The 17,304-nt window shown below is 33.7% G+C and carries 17 protein-coding genes; 5 read left to right on the top strand and 12 right to left on the bottom strand.

Translation table 11 applies throughout. From position 1 onward, the window contains the following. Positions 1–84: 84 nt before the first annotated feature. On the bottom strand, positions 85–501 hold the full coding sequence (locus tag IMCC3317_RS10785) for a DUF6691 family protein (protein WP_160129512.1): 417 nt from the start codon (positions 499–501) through the stop codon (positions 85–87). A gap of 3 nt (positions 502–504) precedes the next feature. After that, a complete protein-coding gene (locus tag IMCC3317_RS10780; RefSeq protein ID WP_160129511.1) occupies positions 505–1,062 on the bottom strand; it encodes a YeeE/YedE family protein in 558 nt (185 codons plus the stop codon). 148 nt (positions 1,063–1,210) lie between these two features. Between IMCC3317_RS10780 and IMCC3317_RS10775 the strand changes: the two genes are divergently transcribed. Next, positions 1,211–1,807, top strand: a complete 597-nt coding sequence (locus tag IMCC3317_RS10775; RefSeq protein ID WP_160129510.1) for a class I SAM-dependent methyltransferase — start codon at positions 1,211–1,213, stop codon at positions 1,805–1,807. A 57-nt stretch (positions 1,808–1,864) separates the two neighbouring features. Here IMCC3317_RS10775 and IMCC3317_RS10770 read toward each other — a convergent pair whose 3' ends face one another. The 9 genes from IMCC3317_RS10770 to IMCC3317_RS10730 form a co-directional block, all read right to left on the bottom strand. Beyond that, a complete protein-coding gene (locus IMCC3317_RS10770) occupies positions 1,865–3,271 on the bottom strand; it encodes an MBL fold metallo-hydrolase (RefSeq protein WP_160129509.1) in 1,407 nt (468 codons plus the stop codon). A 455-nt stretch (positions 3,272–3,726) separates the two neighbouring features. Further along, positions 3,727–4,524, bottom strand: coding sequence for a sulfite exporter TauE/SafE family protein (locus tag IMCC3317_RS10765; protein WP_160129508.1), 798 nt, complete (start codon positions 4,522–4,524; stop codon positions 3,727–3,729). Positions 4,525–4,593: 69 nt separating this feature from the next. After that, on the bottom strand, positions 4,594–5,229 hold the full coding sequence (locus IMCC3317_RS10760) for a Crp/Fnr family transcriptional regulator (protein ID WP_160129507.1): 636 nt from the start codon (positions 5,227–5,229) through the stop codon (positions 4,594–4,596). 127 nt (positions 5,230–5,356) lie between these two features. Beyond that, on the bottom strand, positions 5,357–5,518 hold the full coding sequence (locus IMCC3317_RS10755; protein WP_160129506.1) for a Lacal_2735 family protein: 162 nt from the start codon (positions 5,516–5,518) through the stop codon (positions 5,357–5,359). Between the two features lie 252 nt (positions 5,519–5,770). After that, positions 5,771–6,469 (bottom strand): DUF2490 domain-containing protein, encoded by a 699-nt coding sequence (locus IMCC3317_RS10750; protein ID WP_160129505.1) that lies wholly within the window; start codon positions 6,467–6,469, stop codon positions 5,771–5,773. Then, the gene (locus IMCC3317_RS10745; protein WP_160129504.1) at positions 6,469–7,095 is read right to left on the bottom strand and encodes a carbonic anhydrase family protein; all 627 of its coding nucleotides are present in this window, start codon (positions 7,093–7,095) and stop codon (positions 6,469–6,471) included. The genes IMCC3317_RS10750 and IMCC3317_RS10745 overlap by 1 nt, the downstream gene beginning before the upstream one ends. A gap of 17 nt (positions 7,096–7,112) precedes the next feature. Continuing rightward, positions 7,113–8,732, bottom strand: coding sequence for a SulP family inorganic anion transporter (locus IMCC3317_RS10740; RefSeq protein WP_160129503.1), 1,620 nt, complete (start codon positions 8,730–8,732; stop codon positions 7,113–7,115). Positions 8,733–8,894: 162 nt separating this feature from the next. After that, positions 8,895–9,227 carry a hypothetical protein gene (locus IMCC3317_RS10735; protein WP_160129502.1) on the bottom strand — a complete coding sequence of 111 codons (333 nt, stop codon included), beginning with the start codon at positions 9,225–9,227 and terminating at the stop codon, positions 8,895–8,897. Further along, positions 9,228–9,896: a TetR/AcrR family transcriptional regulator gene (locus IMCC3317_RS10730; protein WP_160129501.1), complete on the bottom strand. Its 669-nt coding sequence runs from the start codon at positions 9,894–9,896 to the stop codon at positions 9,228–9,230. A 482-nt stretch (positions 9,897–10,378) separates the two neighbouring features. Here IMCC3317_RS10730 and era point away from each other — a divergent pair, with 482 nt between their 5' ends. Beyond that, on the top strand, positions 10,379–11,260 hold the full coding sequence (gene era / locus IMCC3317_RS10725; RefSeq protein WP_160129500.1) for a GTPase Era: 882 nt from the start codon (positions 10,379–10,381) through the stop codon (positions 11,258–11,260). A gap of 182 nt (positions 11,261–11,442) precedes the next feature. Here the strand turns inward: era and IMCC3317_RS10720 are convergent, their stop codons facing one another. Then, complete coding sequence (locus IMCC3317_RS10720; protein ID WP_160129499.1) at positions 11,443–11,934, bottom strand: GTP-binding protein; 492 nt, start codon at positions 11,932–11,934, stop codon at positions 11,443–11,445. Between the two features lie 356 nt (positions 11,935–12,290). Here IMCC3317_RS10720 and der point away from each other — a divergent pair, with 356 nt between their 5' ends. The 3 genes from der to IMCC3317_RS10705 all read left to right on the top strand — a co-directional run bounded on the left by der (position 12,291) and on the right by IMCC3317_RS10705 (position 17,234). Beyond that, the gene (gene der / locus IMCC3317_RS10715; protein WP_160129498.1) at positions 12,291–13,595 is read left to right on the top strand and encodes a ribosome biogenesis GTPase Der; all 1,305 of its coding nucleotides are present in this window, start codon (positions 12,291–12,293) and stop codon (positions 13,593–13,595) included. 1 nt (position 13,596) lies between these two features. Then, complete coding sequence (locus IMCC3317_RS10710; RefSeq protein WP_160129497.1) at positions 13,597–14,220, top strand: hypothetical protein; 624 nt, start codon at positions 13,597–13,599, stop codon at positions 14,218–14,220. Between the two features lie 242 nt (positions 14,221–14,462). Then, positions 14,463–17,234, top strand: a complete 2,772-nt coding sequence (locus IMCC3317_RS10705; protein WP_160129496.1) for an outer membrane beta-barrel protein — start codon at positions 14,463–14,465, stop codon at positions 17,232–17,234. The last annotated feature ends 70 nt before the right edge of the window (positions 17,235–17,304 follow it).

Below are 17,304 nucleotides of genomic sequence, written 5' to 3'. Positions count from 1 at the left end.
TGGCAAAAGAAAATGATTTTTTAGTTTTGAACATTGAACATTGAACATTGAACATTGAACATTGAACATTGAACATTGAACAAGTTAATGCGGCAACCTATCCTTCAACAAACCATATACAAACGTTCCTAAAATCGAAGCCAAAATTACAATTAAAATAGGTAAAAACCCTGCGCCGAGTAACGTAAACATTGGCCCAGGACATGCGCCAGCCAACGCCCAACCTAATCCAAATAAAATTCCGCCAAACGCATAACGTGCAAAACTTTTCTGTTTTGGTGGAAAATGAATTTTCTCACCGTAAAATGATTTTATCTTGAAACGCTTAATAACTTGAATCGTTACTAATCCTAAAAAAAGTGCAGTTCCAATAATTCCATACATATGAAAAGCTTCAAACCTGAACATTTCATAAATACGAAACCAAGAAGCGGCTTCCGATTTAAACATGGTAATTCCAAACAAAATTCCGATCAATAAATATATAATAGTTCTTTTCATAGCTTAAAAAATTAAAGGGAAAATTAAATGAATCATTGTCAATCCGCCAACGAAGAATCCGATTACGGCAATTAAAGATGGTAATTGTAAATTACTCAATCCTGAAATAGCGTGTCCTGATGTGCATCCGCCAGCATAGCGTGCGCCAAAACCGACAAGAAATCCGCCAATAACTAATACTAAAAGGCTTTTAATATCAGTAAAAACTGAAGACGAAAACAATTCAGTTGGCATATATGTTTCGCCTGCATTTTCAAATCCTAAGGTTTGTAAATCGGCAATTGTATTCGGGTTTAAGGCGATTGTAGCTTCTAGCGTTAAAAAATGATTCGCGATAAATCCGCCAATAATTGCGCCTAATACTACGATTAAATTCCAACGTTGTGCTTTCCAATCGAATTTAAAAAAATCAACTTTTCTTCCGCTTCCGCAGATTGTACAAATCGTGCGAAGATTTCCAGACATGCCAAAATTCTTTCCAACCATAATTAGTAAAAACATGATTAAAGCAATCATAAAGCCTGAAATATACCAAGGCCAAGGTTCATAAATCCAATCCATATTGTAATATTTTCTACAAAAAAAAGAAAATTGTACCAAGATGCAAGTAACATTGGTTACAAAAGAGATAAAAGTGCTTTGATACACGCGTATTTGTTTGCTAAAAATGGTATCTTTCTTTGGTGAAAATTAGTTTAATTTTATTTGGATGAAGCAACAAGTATTGACTAAAATTTTAGGAAACGCAGATATTTATTTGATCGATCAAATTATGAAAGGTCGCTATCAAACGAACGATATTGTCTTGGATGCAGGTTGCGGAAGTGGACGAAACTTGCAGTATTTCCACGAAAGTGGACATATATTTTATGCAATTGATACCAACGCGGAACACATTGAATATTTGCAGAAACTGTATCCTAAACAGGCTGCTAATTTTACAGTTTCGTCATTAGAAAATATGTCGTTTTTGGACAATAAATTCGATCATATTATTTGTAATGCCGTGTTGCATTTCGCGAGAAGCAACGCACATTTTAAGCAAATGTTTGCAGAATTGGTGCGCGTACTTAAAAAAAATGGCAGTTTGTTTATACGAATGACTTCCGATATTGGCGTAGAAGGAAAGGCAACACTTTTAAAAGATGGCGTCTATTTTTTGCCAGATGAAACCGAACGTTTTTTATTAACGCGAAGTTTGCTTTATGAACTAATGGAAACACATCAACTTTCTTTTTTGGAATTGGTAAAAAGCACCAACGTGCAAGATTTACGAAGTATGACAACGTTGGTGTTGAGGAAGTAAAATTATTTCCAAGTTTTGTAAACGCCTTTTAGAGCTCTTTTTTTTTGTAAAATTATTTTATAAAGTTGAAGGACAAACGAATGCTGAAACTGGAATGTCAGTTTCTTTGATGGTTTTGAAACCGCCTTCTACATTGATGATGTTATGAATTCCTCTACTTTTTAAAATGGATGCTGCAATGACACTTCTGTAACCGCCTGCACAATGCACATAAAAAGGCTTATCGTTTGGAAATTCACTCAGATGATCGTTGAGGTAATCTAGAGGTGTATTTTTGGCATCTAAAACGTGTTCAGATTTGAATTCACTTTCTTTACGCACATCAAAAACTTGACTATTTTTATTGAATACTTCTTGAAAATTCGCTGTTGAAATAGAGCTCATCGTATCGTATTCTTTGGCTGCTTTTTTCCAAGCGTTAAATCCGCCTTTTAAAAAACCTAATGTATGATCAAAGCCAACTCTTGATAAACGTGTTACTGCTTCTTTTTCACGACCTTCTGGCGTTATTAATAAAATTGGTTGTTTTATATCGGCAATTAATGCGCCAACCCAAGGTGCAAAACTTCCGTCCAATCCTATAAAAATGGAGCGCGGAATGTGTCCTTTTACAAAATCATCTTGATGACGAACATCTAATACGATTGCGCTGGTTTGTTTTGCAAACATTTCAAATATTTCTGGAGATAATGGGTTAACTCCGCGTTTTAAAACTTCAGAAATATCGTCATAACCTTCTTTGTTGAGTCGCACATTGTCTGGAAAATAATTTGGCGGCGGAAGCAATCCGTCAGTGACTTCTTTGATAAATTCTTCTTTTGTCATGTCAGCACGCAAAGCGTAATTCATTTTCTTCTGATTCCCTAAAGAGTCAACCGTTTCTTTCATCATGTTTTTTCCACATGCAGAACCTGCTCCATGCGCAGGATATACAATGACATCATCGGCTAACGGCATAATTTTTTCGCGCAAGCTATCGTACAAATAATCTGCTAAATCTTCAATGGTAATATTGCCTAATTTTTGTGCTAAATCGGGTCTTCCAACATCGCCTAAAAATAAAGTGTCACCACTAAATATTGCGTGATCTTTTCCGTTTTTATCACGTAATAAATACGTGGTACTTTCCATAGTATGACCTGGCGTATGCAATGCAATAATTGTACAATCTCCCAAAGGAAATTCTTGAAAATCTTTGGCAATCGTTGCTTCGAAAGATGGTTTTGCGTTTGGCCCAAATATAATTGGCGCGCCTGTTTTTTTAGCAAGTGTGACATGTCCGCTGACAAAATCTGCATGAAAATGTGTTTCAAAAATATATTTAATTTTCGCGTTTTGTTTTTGTGCTTTGTCAATGTACGGTTGTACTTCGCGTAACGGATCAATAATAGCAACTTCGCCATTACTTTCTATATAATATGCGCCTTGTGCTAGGCAGCCTGTGTAAATTTGTTCAACAGTCATAATTTTTCTTTTTATGATTTCTTGCATAAAAGTATTGTGATTGTGTGATGTGTACAGTAACTTTTGTTACAGTAGCGTGTTTTTTCTGAATTAACTAGTGCTTTGACAGAAATTGGATGTTGTTTCTATAGAATAAAATTTTGAAATTTAATAACGTTTCGAATTAACCACTTCATCTTCATTTATTTTCTTTCTCTTTGCTCGCACAAAGAATACTGAATCAAGTTCAGCACAGGCTTCACAAAAGAAAGTGCGTTTTTAGTTCGCGTGATTTCTATTTTATATTTTGGAACTCATGAATCTTTGATTTCCAGAGGTGTTTTTAGTTTTTTCTCTGAAAAACTAAAACCGCATTCATTTTTCTAAATTTTTTCCAAGGCTTCAAAAATTCTTAACGAAAAATGTATGCTACACTTCGGAAAAAGAACCCGCTGTGCATAGTTTTTCTGAATTAATTATTGTTTTACGAAGAATTCCATGTAGAAGATGAAAATTGCCATGACAAATATGAAATAACCAAAACCTTTTTTGAGTTTTTTTCCATCAATAAAGTTACTTAGATAACTTCCAATAAAGATTCCGACAAGTGAAATAGAAGTGAATACTGCTAAAAATTGCCAATCGATTTCCATCGTTAACGCATCGCCCAAAAAGAAACCTAATAATGATTTAAACGCTATGATAATTAGTGAAGTTCCTACTGCAATTTTCATTTCTACATTTGCAAGTATTACCAATGCAGGAATTATTAAGAAACCGCCTCCAGCACCAATCATTCCAGTAATTGCGCCAACAACTAAACCTTCAATTAAGATTAACGGATAGTTGTATGTTACTTTTCCGGTTGATGATTTTTCTTTGCGTTCTTTTAGCATGGAAAATGCCGCTGGAAACATTAGTACAGCGAATAAACCAAACATGCCCATTCGGCGAGTGAAGTTGAAATCGCCAACTGTAAATAAAATATCTGGTAATGCGGGAACTACATAATATCGAACTAAAGTGACACCAATTATAGCAGGAATTCCGAATACGACAGCCGTACGCCAGTCTACATAACCTTTTAGGTGTTGTTTTAAACCGCCAACTAAAGCACTTGCGCCAACAATAAATAGTGAATACGCAGTGGCTACTTTTTCGTTTACGGAGAAGAGATAGGCAAGTACGGGAACCGCTAAAATAGAGCCGCCGCCGCCAATAAGTCCTAAAGAAATTCCTATAACCAAGGCACTAACGTAGCCAAGTATTTCCATAATTTATAAATGTTTATCGCTGCAAATTACAGTTCACTTAATGATTTGGCAGTAACAAAGGTTACATATTCAGGCTAAATTTATAATTTTAATATGATTTCTGTGTAGTTTTACGCGTCCCATTTGTTCTAATTTTTTTAGAAGTCGTGAAATTACAACTCTGGAACTGTGTAAGTCGTACGCAATTTCTTGATGTGTATTGTAGATTGTATTGCCTTTGTTAATGCGAACTTTTTCTTTTAAATAATTGAGCAATCGTTGGTCCATTTTTTCAAAAGCTACACTATCTAGAATATGCAATACTTCATTTAAACGTGTATGATAACTTTGAAAGACAAAATTTCGCCACGATTTGTAGTTCGCAGTCCATTCTTCCATTTTCTGCACAGGAATCATAATGAGTTTCGTGTCTTTTTCAGCCACAGCTTTGATTTCACTTTTGGTTTGTCCCATGCAACAATTCATTGTCATAGAACACGTTTCGCCACTTTCTAAATAGTAGAGTAGTAATTCGTCGCCTTCTTTGTCTTCTCGTAGTATTTTGATAGCTCCAGAAACCAATAATGGCATTCCACGTACATAATCGCCAATTTCTAGCATCGTAAAACCCGCAGGAATTTCTTTAAAAGTTCCTACTTGCGCAATTTCGTTTAGTAAATCATCTTCAAAAAGATGTCCGTAATTGTCTTTGAGTTCTTGAATCATGAAGTACGATTTTGAATTTTAAAACAGTTTCATTAAAAGTAATGAAAGTATTGATATTGCAAAATTATTCTTCTTCAAAGTTTATAAAGTACTAAGATTTGCAGCATTAGTTTTGAATTCAAATTAGCTACAACGCTTCAATTTTTTTCATGATTTCTTCTGCTTCGGCAGTTTTCTGATCACTTAATTTTCTGTTAGATGTAGAAAGATCAAAAGCTTCTTTGGTAAGTTTTGTATATTGATCGTACAGTTTTTCTTTTTCAGTTTTTTTTTTGAATAATCCGAACATGGTTTTTCTTTTTCTTAAGTTTTAATAGCAATGTAAAGATAGGGTAATTTTGGGTCTTAGTTTTCAGTTTTCAGTTGTGAGTTCTCAGTTATGAGTGAAAACTGCAAACTGAGACTGTTTACTGCAAACCGAGATGTTTTTAATCTTTTAATCTTTTAATTCTTTAATTCTTTAATTTTTCAATTTTTTTTAAAAAGAAAAGCTACAACATCAATACGTGACGCTGTAGCTTTTTGCAAAAATACTAACTAACTATTGTTGAATCTCTTTTTGTTTCTTGCGTAAGTCTGTGTTGAAAATAACACTGAATTGCAAATATCCTTTTCCAGTTGTGCTTAATCGTTGATAGAGCATTCCTGTTTGTAGGTTTAAATTTTTGTTTAATTGATATCCAATTCCGCCATATAAACGGTTTCTATCGAAAAAATCTTCCGCGCCGTTGACAAAGATTTCATTGTAAATTCCGAAGAAAAACGTTCCAGTTTCTATTACAGGTTTGTTTACAGGAATGAACAACATTAATCGGTAGCGAAAACGTGTTTTAAAATCATCTTCAACCCAACGTTGTTCGGCTCTATATCGATGTTCAAGTTTTACGCGTCCTATATGATCCGTTGTGATTAATTGTTGCCAAATACGATGTTCTTCTGTTTCAGGACTATCACGTTCGCTGTCGTACACAAAACTTCCAATGTAGGCATATCCTGCGGTAGCAAATGCATTTTTTGCAAAGTGATAATTCAATCCAGTTCGCAACAACCATTGTTCTGTATTGACAGGCGCAATAGTGTGATTTCGAAATTGAACTTCGGTATGAATACTCAATTTTTCACTGATTTTATTCGTTCCGAAATACATCAACCAATTTCCTGTTTCATCTTGACTCCAACTTGTGAGCGGAATCATGAAAAGCAGAAGTAAAACGGTACTTTTTTGTATAAACTTCTTCATTACAGAAACGTTACTTTACCATTGTTAATATCATACATTCCGCCAATGATTTTGATTTCTCCATTGCTTTCTTGTTCTGCTAATACAGGACTTTGCTTGCGAATATTATCAATAGTCATTTCTACATTTTTAACTGCAACATTGTTTACAAATTCTATATTTTTAGAGTTTCGTAAGCTTTTGTCTGTTGGTTCAGAAACTGCTTCTACAGCAGGTTCTATTTTGTTTATTAATGCAGTTAGGTTTCCAAGTCTTGCATGATCGCAAGCACCTTTTACAGCACCACAAGCGGTATGTCCTAAAACCAATACTAATTTTGTTCCTGCAAGTTTACAGGCAAATTCCATGCTTCCTAAAATGTCTTCGTTGACAAAGTTTCCAGCAATACGAACGCTAAAAATATCTCCAATTCCTTGATCGAAAATTAATTCAGAAGAAACTCTAGAATCTATACAACTTAAAATTGTTGCGAACGGATATTGTCCTGTGCTAGTATCAGAAACTTGATCGAGTAAATTGCGTGTTACTTGTGTGTTATTCATGAATCTTGCATTTCCATCTTTTAATGCTTGTAAAGATGTTTCTGGAGTCATTACTGCTTGTGTTTCTTTCGTTTGTGCTTTCATAGTTTTTTTGTTATAATTTAATTGCTAGTTCTTGTTATTAATTCGGCATTTTTTGGTCTAAGTTGAAAAAATTTGATAAAGCTATCTGGGTTTTCCACAATTCCACGTTCTGAAATCAATCTAATATCAATGTTTCTGTTACGTGCTTTTTCTGAAAAATCCTCTAATATTTCAACAATATCAAGATCTAGATATCTTGTTTTTCGAACATCTAATTCTAAGAATGTGTCTCTTGGTAATCCGTCTAATTCTTTTAAGATGGTAGCTTTGTTAAAGAAAGTTACTTCTTCGGCAAGTGTCATTTTAATTCGGTGTTTTCCGTTACTGTTATCTTCAATATGTAAAAAGTGTGAGTTTTGGAAACTTTTAATCAAGATTACAACAATACCAACAGCAAGTCCCAGTCCAATTCCCCATAATAAATCAATAAAAACAATTCCTAAAACAGTCACTACAAACGGAACAAATTGTTTCCAACCAGCGATGTACATTTTTTTGAATAAAGCAGGTTTTGCTAATTTATATCCTACAATGAATAATATTGCTGCTAGTACAGAAAGCGGAATCATATTTAATAATGTTGGAATCAAAATCACAGAAATTAATAATAAGAAACCGTGAATAATAGCAGCCATTTTGGTTTTTCCACCAGATTGTATGTTGGCTGAACTTCGTACAATTACTTGTGTAATTGGCAATCCACCGATTAATCCAGAAAGAATATTTCCTGTTCCTTGCGCAAATAGTTCTTTGTTAGTTGGTGTGACACGTTTTAGCGGATCTAATTTATCAGTTGCTTCCACACATAATAAGGTTTCTAAACTTGCCACTAATGCAATGGTAAAACCAATAATCCAAATATTATAATCACCAATAACGGCAAAATTTGGAAATCTAAATTCCCCAATAAACGAATCAAAACTATCTGGCACTGGAACTTTTACCAAATGATCGTCAATGATTCCGAATGTCTCACTATCTTTTGTTAATACAAAGTATAAAATCCCTAAAGCTACGGCAACTAATGGTCCTTGAACCAATTGAAATATTTTCCCTTTTTTAGATAAAACGGTATCCCAAAGAATTAAAATTCCCAATCCAATAGCCGCAATAATTGTTGCACCGATATTGATTTGATCTATGGCGTTGAAAATATCTGAAAATGTGTTTTCTCCATCAATTTGGAAAAAGGCAAAATCGCCTTCTGGATTTACATCATATCCAAAAAAGTGTGGAATTTGCTTTAAAATAATAATAATTCCAATACCTGTTAGCATTCCTTTAATTACGGAAGAAGGGAAAAAATACCCAATAATTCCGAATTTTAAAACACCGAAAAGGATTTGGATCACACCACCAATTACGACAGCAACTAAGAAGTTTTCATAACCTCCTAAAGCTGTAATTGCTGTTAGTACAATTGCTGCCAAACCTGCAGCTGGTCCACTAACTCCTACTTGCGAACCACTTAAAGCACCAACGACAATTCCACCAATAATTCCAGCAATTAAACCTGAGAATAACGGTGCGCCACTGGCTAAAGCAATTCCTAAACAAAGTGGAAGTGCGACAAAGAAAACGACAATACTTGCGGGGAAATCCGCTTTTAAATTTTTGAATGGATTTGAACTATTCATTGTAATATTAATTTTGATATTGAAAAATCCACGCTGTTTGGCATGATTTTCAATTCAGTGTTAGCTTAATTTTTGTTATAAAAACAGAATGATTCTTTTGTAGTAATTTGTAAAAAAGCATTCTAGCTATTCTCAGGTCAATAGCATGTGCGAAAAGTAAAACTAAGCTTGCCTTGGCGGCGGAATTAATATTTCAAGATGACAAGACCATTTTGATTGTTGTAAATAATGATTAGCGCTGGTATTGCTAAGATTGCAAAACGCTAAAGTAGTTGTAGTAAATTGATGTTCTATTTTTTTATTCTTCTCATTTTTTCCCTCTTTACCTTCTTTTTCTTCAGTATCATCTTCCCAATCAATATCTACTAATTCATAATTGATATCTGAAAAACATGAAAATACTTCTGAAATTGGCTGTAAAATCATCACGCACACAACAAGCACAAAAGTAATGTGCTTAAAAATGTTGAATATGTGCGAACGTCTAAAAATCATTTATTGGATTACTTTAAAAACTAAATCAGTATAAAACTTAACAATTGTATCTTTTCCTTCTTTTACATCAGTTAAAGATGGCAAATGTTTTGAAAAATAACGTTGTTGATGCGCGCCTTCAATTACGGTAGACACTAACATGTGTGGAAATTCGAAAGTTGGATTCATATCAATTACCATATTACTAACACGTTGTACAACACGTTTATACACTTTGTAATATCCTTTTTCGTTTTCGCTATCAATATCTTTTGTGTGATATGCCTTTGAAGATTCTGAAATAATAATTCGGTTCAAAATTACCTCGTTGATGTATGAAAACGAATTATCAACATCTACCTTTCTAGTCAAAATATCAATTGCTGTAGCTAATTTTTCTTCGTTTGATTGAATATTTGCTGTCGCGAAGACTAATTTATATTCAACCCAACTCCAATACCAACAAATCAAATACACCAATAATATGTGCTTGCTTTCAAAATAACGATAAATAGAACTTTCGTTAGAACCTATAGATTTTCCTAACTTTTTAAACGTGAACGCTTCAAAACCCAATTCATCAATCATTTCAATACTGCGCGATACAATCTTCTTTCCCAAAGCTGACGATTCAGGGTTTTTAGTGTAAAGCTCATCGCTAATAACAATATGTATTTGTAAGTTTTCCATATTAATAATGGCAAAGATAATAGTATTACTATTAAAAACTAAAAGTTTATCTATTTTTTTAGAAAAGTCGTTAAGATTAATAATTTTAGCTTGTTGTCGCTTGTTACTAAATGAGCTTTGGGAGCAATTCTTTTTCCGCAGTATAGAAAAGCTTTTGCGTTAAAAATTTTCGAATCCTTGGAGAAAATTTAGCAAAAGCTTTTTGGTTTTAGTTTTCCAGCGAGAAAACTAAAAATACCTCTGGAAAAAGCGCACTTTCTTTTGTTTCTGTTTTCTTTGTGCGAGCAAAGAAAATGAAAATAAGAAGTCCGTAATTAACTGTTTAATTGACTCTTTTCTCATAAGTACTAAACTCATTTTTTAGTGTAATTATGTAGAACTCATCTTAAATAATGTGTATTTTTGCATAATAACTCACAAGTAAAATTTCATACTATAGAAAATCTATAATTAGAATAAAACTTGATGATTCACACAAAAATATGGAACACAATGCAGGATTTGTTAACATTATCGGAAACCCAAACGTTGGAAAATCAACTTTGATGAATGCGTTTGTTGGGGAAAAATTATCGATTATTACTTCAAAAGCACAAACAACTCGTCACAGAATTTTAGGAATCGTAAATGGTGATGATTTTCAGATGATTTTATCCGATACACCAGGGATTATAAAACCTGCGTACGAATTACAATCGTCAATGATGGGTTTTGTAAAATCTGCTTTTGAAGATGCTGATGTGTTGATTTATATGGTTGAAATTGGTGAGCAAAGTTTGAAAGATGAAGCTTTTTTTCAGAAAATCATCAACAGTAAAATTCCTGTATTATTATTGTTGAATAAGATTGATAAATCTTCGCAAGAAGAATTAGAATCACAAATGGAATTGTGGAAAGAAAAAGTGCCAACGGCGGAAATTTATCCAATATCTGCGCTTGAAAACTTCAACGTACCACAAGTATTTAATAGAATTATTGAATTACTTCCGATGTCACCTGCATACTATCCAAAAGATCAGTTGACAGACAAACCAGAGCGTTTTTTCGTGAACGAAACCATTCGTGAGAAAATCTTAATGAATTACAAAAAGGAAATTCCATACGCAGTAGAAGTAGAAACGGAAGAGTTTTTTGAAGAAGAACATATTATCCGAATTCGTTCCGTAATAATGGTTGAGCGCGAAACGCAAAAAGGAATTATCATTGGTCACAAAGGAAATGCTTTAAAAACCGTCGGAATTCAATCTCGAAAAGACTTGGAGAAATTCTTCGGAAAGCAGATTCACATAGAATTATATGTAAAAGTCAATAAAAATTGGCGTAGTAATGCTAGGCAGTTGAAGCGTTTTGGGTATAATAAATAGGTTTTGAGATTTTAGTGGTGAGTATTGAGAAAGTTTGTTAATGTTTCATAATGCTAGATTTTTTCATATAAATTATACTAATAACTTTTGGTGTGATTCGTCTTTGCGAGCGATAGCGAAGCAATCTCATGCTCGTTTTACCACAAACAGATTACTTCGTCATTCTTCCTCGTAATGACGTATCAAAACCCAACAGTCTTCTTCAAAAAATCATTCAATTCAACGATTTCATGTTTTCCGGTGGCTTTTCCTATGCGACCAGCGAAATACAATGCAAACCAAACGAGTATCATAAAAAGCATTAAGCCAACTTGAATTCCATACGAAGTTTTCAAAGTAGCATTTGTATATGCCCAAATTCCAAATCCGATAAAAAGACAGGCAACTAAAAAGTGTAAAAACATAAAAAATGTCCAAACTGTCGGACTTGGACCAAACAATCCACGCAATTCACAACTTTCTTCGTCAATTTCATCGACTTCTATATGTAATTGTGGCGACCAAAAATGTTGTCTACTCTTAGGAATTCGGATAAAAACATGATTTTCTATGCGAGAAACTACAAAATCAGTTTGTGTTCCTTTAGTAGCTTCCAAACGATCAAGTACACTTTTGCTAGATTGCAGTATATTTATTTGAAAACGAGGTCGTAACACAACTTCTTCTAAACTCATGACATCTTTTTAAGAATTCCAAAATACAAGTTCTCGACAAAACAAAAACTGATAATTATCATATGTGCTTGAAACTAGAAGTTACTCGGTTAGAGAATTCTTTTATGCAGTGTAGTAAATCAAATCCGTTAAGAATTTTCGAAGCCTTGGAGAAAATTTAGGGTTTGATTTGCGGTTTTAATCTTTTCGTTAGAAAAAGATTAAAAACACCTCATAAAAGTTCCCTTTCTTTTGTTTCTTTTCTTTGGGAAAGCAAAGAAAAGAAAAGCCAGAAATAACATTCACTAAATACTTAGTCAAAATAACTTTTTACTAATAAACAGAAAATGTACCTTTGCAGGCACAAAAAGAACGAAATGAGTAATATAGTAGCCATAGTTGGACGTCCAAATGTTGGGAAATCGACTTTATTTAATCGAATGATTCAGCGTAGAGAAGCAATTGTTGACTCCGTAAGTGGTGTTACAAGAGATAGACACTACGGAAAATCGGATTGGAATGGAAAAGAATTTTCACTAATCGATACAGGCGGATATATAGTTGGAAGTGATGATATTTTTGAAAAAGAAATTGACAAGCAAGTAGAATTGGCAATTGATGAAGCAGACGCAATTCTTTTTGTAGTCGATGTCGAATCTGGAGTTACAGGAATGGACGAAGATGTTGCAAAATTACTTCGTAGAGTAAAAAAACCTGTGCTTTTAGTCGTTAACAAAGTAGATGCTGCAAATCGTTTGCATGATGCTGCCGAATTTTATAGCTTAGGATTAGGTGAATACTATCCAATTGCAAGTATCAACGGAAGTGGAACAGGCGATATGTTAGATGCTTTAATTGAAGCATTGCCAGAAGTTGAAGAAGTAGTAGAAGATAAATTGCCACGTTTTGCCGTTGTTGGAAGACCAAATGCTGGAAAATCATCATTGATTAACGCCTTAATTGGTGAAGATCGGTACATTGTAACTGATATTCCAGGAACCACACGTGATTCTATTGATACTAAATACAATCGTTTTGGGTTTGAATTTAACTTGGTTGATACTGCCGGAATTCGTAGAAAAGCCAAAGTAAAAGAAGACTTAGAATTTTACTCCGTAATGCGTTCCGTTCGTGCTATTGAACACGCTGATGTATGTTTAGTAGTTGTAGATGCAACAAGAGGATTTGACTCGCAAGTACAAAACATTTTCTGGTTGGCAGCAAAAAATCACAAAGGAGTTGTCATTCTTGTCAATAAGTGGGATTTGGTTGAAAAAGATACGTCTACGGTAAAACAATTTGAGCAACACATTCGTTCACAAATAGAACCATTTACAGACGTACCAATTGTATTTATTTCGGTGATTACGAAACAACGTATATTCAAAGCCATTGAAACTGCGGTTGAAGTATACCAAAAACGTTCTAAGAGAATTTCGACGAGCAAGTTAAACGACACGATGTTACCAATTATCGAACGTATGTCGCCGCCTGCATACAAAGGAAAACATGTGAAAATAAAGTTCTGTACGCAATTGCCAACAGAATATCCGCAATTTGCATTTTTTGCTAACTTGCCGCAATATGTGCGCGATCCGTACAAACGATTTTTAGAAAACCAACTGCGCGAGCAATTTGATTTTACTGGTGTTCCCGTTACGGTATATTTCAGGAAAAAATAAAATGTCTAAAAAAATAGTTCTTATCACAGTTTTCATTGTCAGTCTGATGCTTATTGGACTGATGATGTTAGTCGCTGATGCAGGAAATAATCCAACTTTAAATGATTATACGACGTCAGATCAAGAATTTAGAAAGATTAATCTAGAGGAAATGAAAAGTGATGTTGATTCACTTTCAGAAAAAATAAAGTCGCAACAACCAAAAGCGCAAAATGCAGCACTAGAAAAGTTCAATATAATTACAGAAGATGTATTGGCACATATAAAAAGTTTGCAACAAGAACTATTTTCAGGAGAACTCGCATCAAACGATTTAAGCGAACCAAAAGTAGAAGAAAATAATGCGCTTTTTTTTACGACAAACGATGAACATTCTGAAAAATCAAAACTGCTAATTGCTAAAATTGATGCTTTTGAAAATAATATCCGTACGTTAAAACTAACCTTTCCAGAACTCAATTCCATAAAACCACAAGTTCGTGATGAATATACTAATGAACTCGATTGGTTATTCTATAACTTCAAAGACTTTCCTTCAATAGCATCTTACATTAAATTAAAGAAGCTTGCAGAGGACATTAAAATAAAACGAAAAGATATTTTTACAGCAGTATTAAATAACTAGTACATTTTCTTCACAACAGTTTCAAATTAATAATTTCATTGTTAGATAGTTAAGATCAAGTCTTGATTCTAAAAGCGACTCGTGCTGAGCGAAGTCGAAGTAAGCGATCTGACATCTTTTATCGAACAATGTTGATTTTTTATGATTTAAAAGAAAGCTTTTAAGATTATTTTAATAATAAATTGTCATTTTTTGTGTTTGTTTGTGGGACGAAACCGATTCACCATCAATCAAAAAACAAAATGAATAAATCATTGCTTATCATGCTGGTAATATTTGCCAGTATATTTACTACAACAGGCTACGCACAAGAATTCGAGATCAAGGGAAAAATTACAGACAAAATTGATAAAACTCCACTAGAATCTGCTACTGTATATGTACAAACACTTAAAGATTCTACACTAATTACATACACGATTAGTGATAAAAATGGAAGTTTTGAATTGGCAGGAAGAACAGAATTCAAAGAAGTAAACCTGTTTGTTACGTTTAATGGATTTAAAACGCATCAACAAAAAATAACACTTGACAAATCGGTAATTACGTTGCCAGAAATTAGTATGGAACTAGCTTCTGATGAACTTGATGCAGTTCAAATTACAGCAATTCGCGCGCCAATTACGGTAAAAAAAGATACCTTAGAATTTAACGCAGATTCCTTCAAGACACGACCAGATGCAACTGTGGAAGACTTAATTAAAAAGTTACCTGGCGTTGAAGTTGACAGTGACGGAAAAATAAAAGTGAATGGAAAAGAAGTCAATAAAATTCTGGTCAACGGAAAACCATTCTTCGGAAACGATCCAAACATTGCTACAAAAAATCTAACTAAAGATATTGTTGACAAAATTCAAGTCACAACGACAAAAAGTGAATCGGAAGAATTTACAGGAAAAAAAGGAACTTCGGAAGAACAAACCATCAATATAGAACTAAAAGAAGATCAAAATAAAGGTTTCTTCGGACGCGCTACCATAAGTGGCGGAACTGACGAACGCTACGCTATGAGCGGAATTGGAAACTATTTCAATGACAAACAGCGCGTAAGTGTGTTGGCGAGTAAAAACAATATCAACAGTTCAGGATTTAGTTTTGATGAAGTCTACGATATGATGGGAAATGCAGGCGGCGGAATTTCCTGGAGTGACAATGGTTCGTTTTCTGTTGGTGGATTAAGTTTTGGCGGCGGACAAGGAATTACGACATCAAGCAATGTAGGCGCAAGTTTTGTAGACGAATACGAAGACAAAACAGAGATTCTTGCAGATTACTTTTTCTCGCGTGCCGATTCGGAAAACGAAAGTAGAGTAGAACGTGAAAATATATTACCAGATGGAAGCTTCTTTACAAACTCTAGAAGTACTTCCACAAGCTTAAATGATAGTCATAGAGCAACAGCAGAATTGCAATTTAAAATAGATTCAACTTTCAAAATAGTAGTCGCTCCAAGTTTCAGATTTACGGAAGGAGAAAATTTTTCTTCTCTAAATGAAGAATCTTTAGACGATGATGGAACATTGCAAAATAGAGGAGATTCACAAAACAAAACAGATTCAGAACGACGTAACTTTGGAAGTAATATTGATGTAATTAAAAAGTTTGGAAGCAAAGGTTCATATGTAAGTCTTAACTTGAATAATAGTATTATTAATAATACTTCAGAAAACTTTTTAAACACAACCAATGAAATATTTGGTACAACGCCAACAACAGAAACTAGAGATCAATTGACCGATATTGATTCAAAAGAAAATCAACTAAGTGCAAGTGTAGAATATCGCATTCCGCTAAAAGAAAAACTATTCTTAGATCTAAATTATCATTTCAGTAACAGACGCGAACGCAATGAGAAAGAGGTTTATGATTTTGATAATACTACAAATCAATATGATGATTTCAATCAAACACTAAGTTCCGATTTAAAAGTAAACTTTTTAACACATACGCCAAAAATTGGAATCAATTACGAAGGTAAAAAATTATACTTAAGCTTCAATACAGGATTGTTATTCTCAGAATTAAAAAATGAAGAATTCATTCAAAATACAAGTGTAAAATCAAGCTTCTCAGATATCAGTATTAGCAGTTACATGCGCTATCGTATCAAACAAGGAATGAGTGTTTCTTTAAACTATAATACAAATTCGCAAGCACCAAGAGCGCAACAATTACAGCCTGTGGCAAACGTGAGCAATCCGCTGAATATTGTTGTTGGTAATCCAAACTTGAACCGAGAATTCAATCATCGCTTCTATGCGAATTTCAACAATTACGATTTCAAAAGTAAAAGTGGATTCTTTGTGTGGTTTTCGGCAACGTTGACCAATGATAAAATTGTTCCAATCTCAACTACTGATGAAAACAGAATCAGAACTACAACCTACACAAACGTAGACGGAATAGTTAGAGGAAGCGGTGGCGTTTCATACAGCAAAACGATCAAACGCGACAGTAGTTCGGTGCGTTTCAGAGTTGGATTATACAATAATTACAACAAAGAATTTAACTTTAGCAATGGTGTGAAGTTTTCTACCAAGCGAAATGCATTATCGCCAAGTGTACGAATGACGTACAATTACAGGGAATTATTAGAAATTGAGCCAAGATATTCAGTTTCGTTAAACTCAATACAATACAGTTTAGAAAACTTAGACAATGAAACTTATCAGAGTCATACTGTAGGTTTAAAGACAACAACCTTTTGGCCAAAAAGTATTGTATTTGGAAACGATTTGCGCTATACATACAACACCAATGTTGCACCAGGATTTGAACGAGGCGCATTATTTTGGAACATGAGTTTAGGTGTAAAAATTCTAAAAGACAAAGGAACCATAAAATTAACAGCGTACGATTTATTAGATCAAAACATCAATACGCGTAGAAGCATTACTGCAGATTACATTCAAGATTCTCAAAGTACGGTATTGCAACGCTATTTCATGTTAGGATTTACGTATAAACTGAGTAAAATTGGTGGGAAAAAAGAAGGTGGTATGCAATTCTTATAAATTAGTGTAGCAAAATATATAAAAAGCTTTTGAATATTTTCAAAGGCTTTTTTTGTGTAGTGAATTTTGT

This window comes from Kordia antarctica, assembly GCF_009901525.1.
GTDB classification, from domain to species: domain Bacteria; phylum Bacteroidota; class Bacteroidia; order Flavobacteriales; family Flavobacteriaceae; genus Kordia; species Kordia antarctica.
This window is presented reverse-complemented; position numbering and strand designations above follow the sequence as displayed.

Excerpts from the sequence above, each read along its gene's own strand:
- era (WP_160129500.1), top strand. The coding sequence starts at position 10,379 with ATGGAACACAATGCAGGATTTGTTAACATTATCGGAAACCCAAACGTT.
- IMCC3317_RS10755 (WP_160129506.1), bottom strand. The coding sequence starts at position 5,518 with ATGTTCGGATTATTCAAAAAAAAAACTGAAAAAGAAAAACTGTACGAT.
- IMCC3317_RS10775 (WP_160129510.1), top strand. The coding sequence starts at position 1,211 with ATGAAGCAACAAGTATTGACTAAAATTTTAGGAAACGCAGATATTTAT.
- IMCC3317_RS10780 (WP_160129511.1), bottom strand. The coding sequence starts at position 1,062 with ATGGATTGGATTTATGAACCTTGGCCTTGGTATATTTCAGGCTTTATG.
- IMCC3317_RS10735 (WP_160129502.1), bottom strand. The coding sequence starts at position 9,227 with ATGATTTTTAGACGTTCGCACATATTCAACATTTTTAAGCACATTACT.
- IMCC3317_RS10705 (WP_160129496.1), top strand. The coding sequence starts at position 14,463 with ATGAATAAATCATTGCTTATCATGCTGGTAATATTTGCCAGTATATTT.
- IMCC3317_RS10745 (WP_160129504.1), bottom strand. The coding sequence starts at position 7,095 with ATGAAAGCACAAACGAAAGAAACACAAGCAGTAATGACTCCAGAAACA.
- IMCC3317_RS10740 (WP_160129503.1), bottom strand. The coding sequence starts at position 8,732 with ATGAATAGTTCAAATCCATTCAAAAATTTAAAAGCGGATTTCCCCGCA.
- der (WP_160129498.1), top strand. The coding sequence starts at position 12,291 with ATGAGTAATATAGTAGCCATAGTTGGACGTCCAAATGTTGGGAAATCG.
- IMCC3317_RS10785 (WP_160129512.1), bottom strand. The coding sequence starts at position 501 with ATGAAAAGAACTATTATATATTTATTGATCGGAATTTTGTTTGGAATT.
- IMCC3317_RS10770 (WP_160129509.1), bottom strand. The coding sequence starts at position 3,271 with ATGACTGTTGAACAAATTTACACAGGCTGCCTAGCACAAGGCGCATAT.
- IMCC3317_RS10730 (WP_160129501.1), bottom strand. The coding sequence starts at position 9,896 with ATGGAAAACTTACAAATACATATTGTTATTAGCGATGAGCTTTACACT.
- IMCC3317_RS10765 (WP_160129508.1), bottom strand. The coding sequence starts at position 4,524 with ATGGAAATACTTGGCTACGTTAGTGCCTTGGTTATAGGAATTTCTTTA.
- IMCC3317_RS10760 (WP_160129507.1), bottom strand. The coding sequence starts at position 5,229 with ATGATTCAAGAACTCAAAGACAATTACGGACATCTTTTTGAAGATGAT.
- IMCC3317_RS10750 (WP_160129505.1), bottom strand. The coding sequence starts at position 6,469 with ATGAAGAAGTTTATACAAAAAAGTACCGTTTTACTTCTGCTTTTCATG.
- IMCC3317_RS10720 (WP_160129499.1), bottom strand. The coding sequence starts at position 11,934 with ATGAGTTTAGAAGAAGTTGTGTTACGACCTCGTTTTCAAATAAATATA.
- IMCC3317_RS10710 (WP_160129497.1), top strand. The coding sequence starts at position 13,597 with ATGTCTAAAAAAATAGTTCTTATCACAGTTTTCATTGTCAGTCTGATG.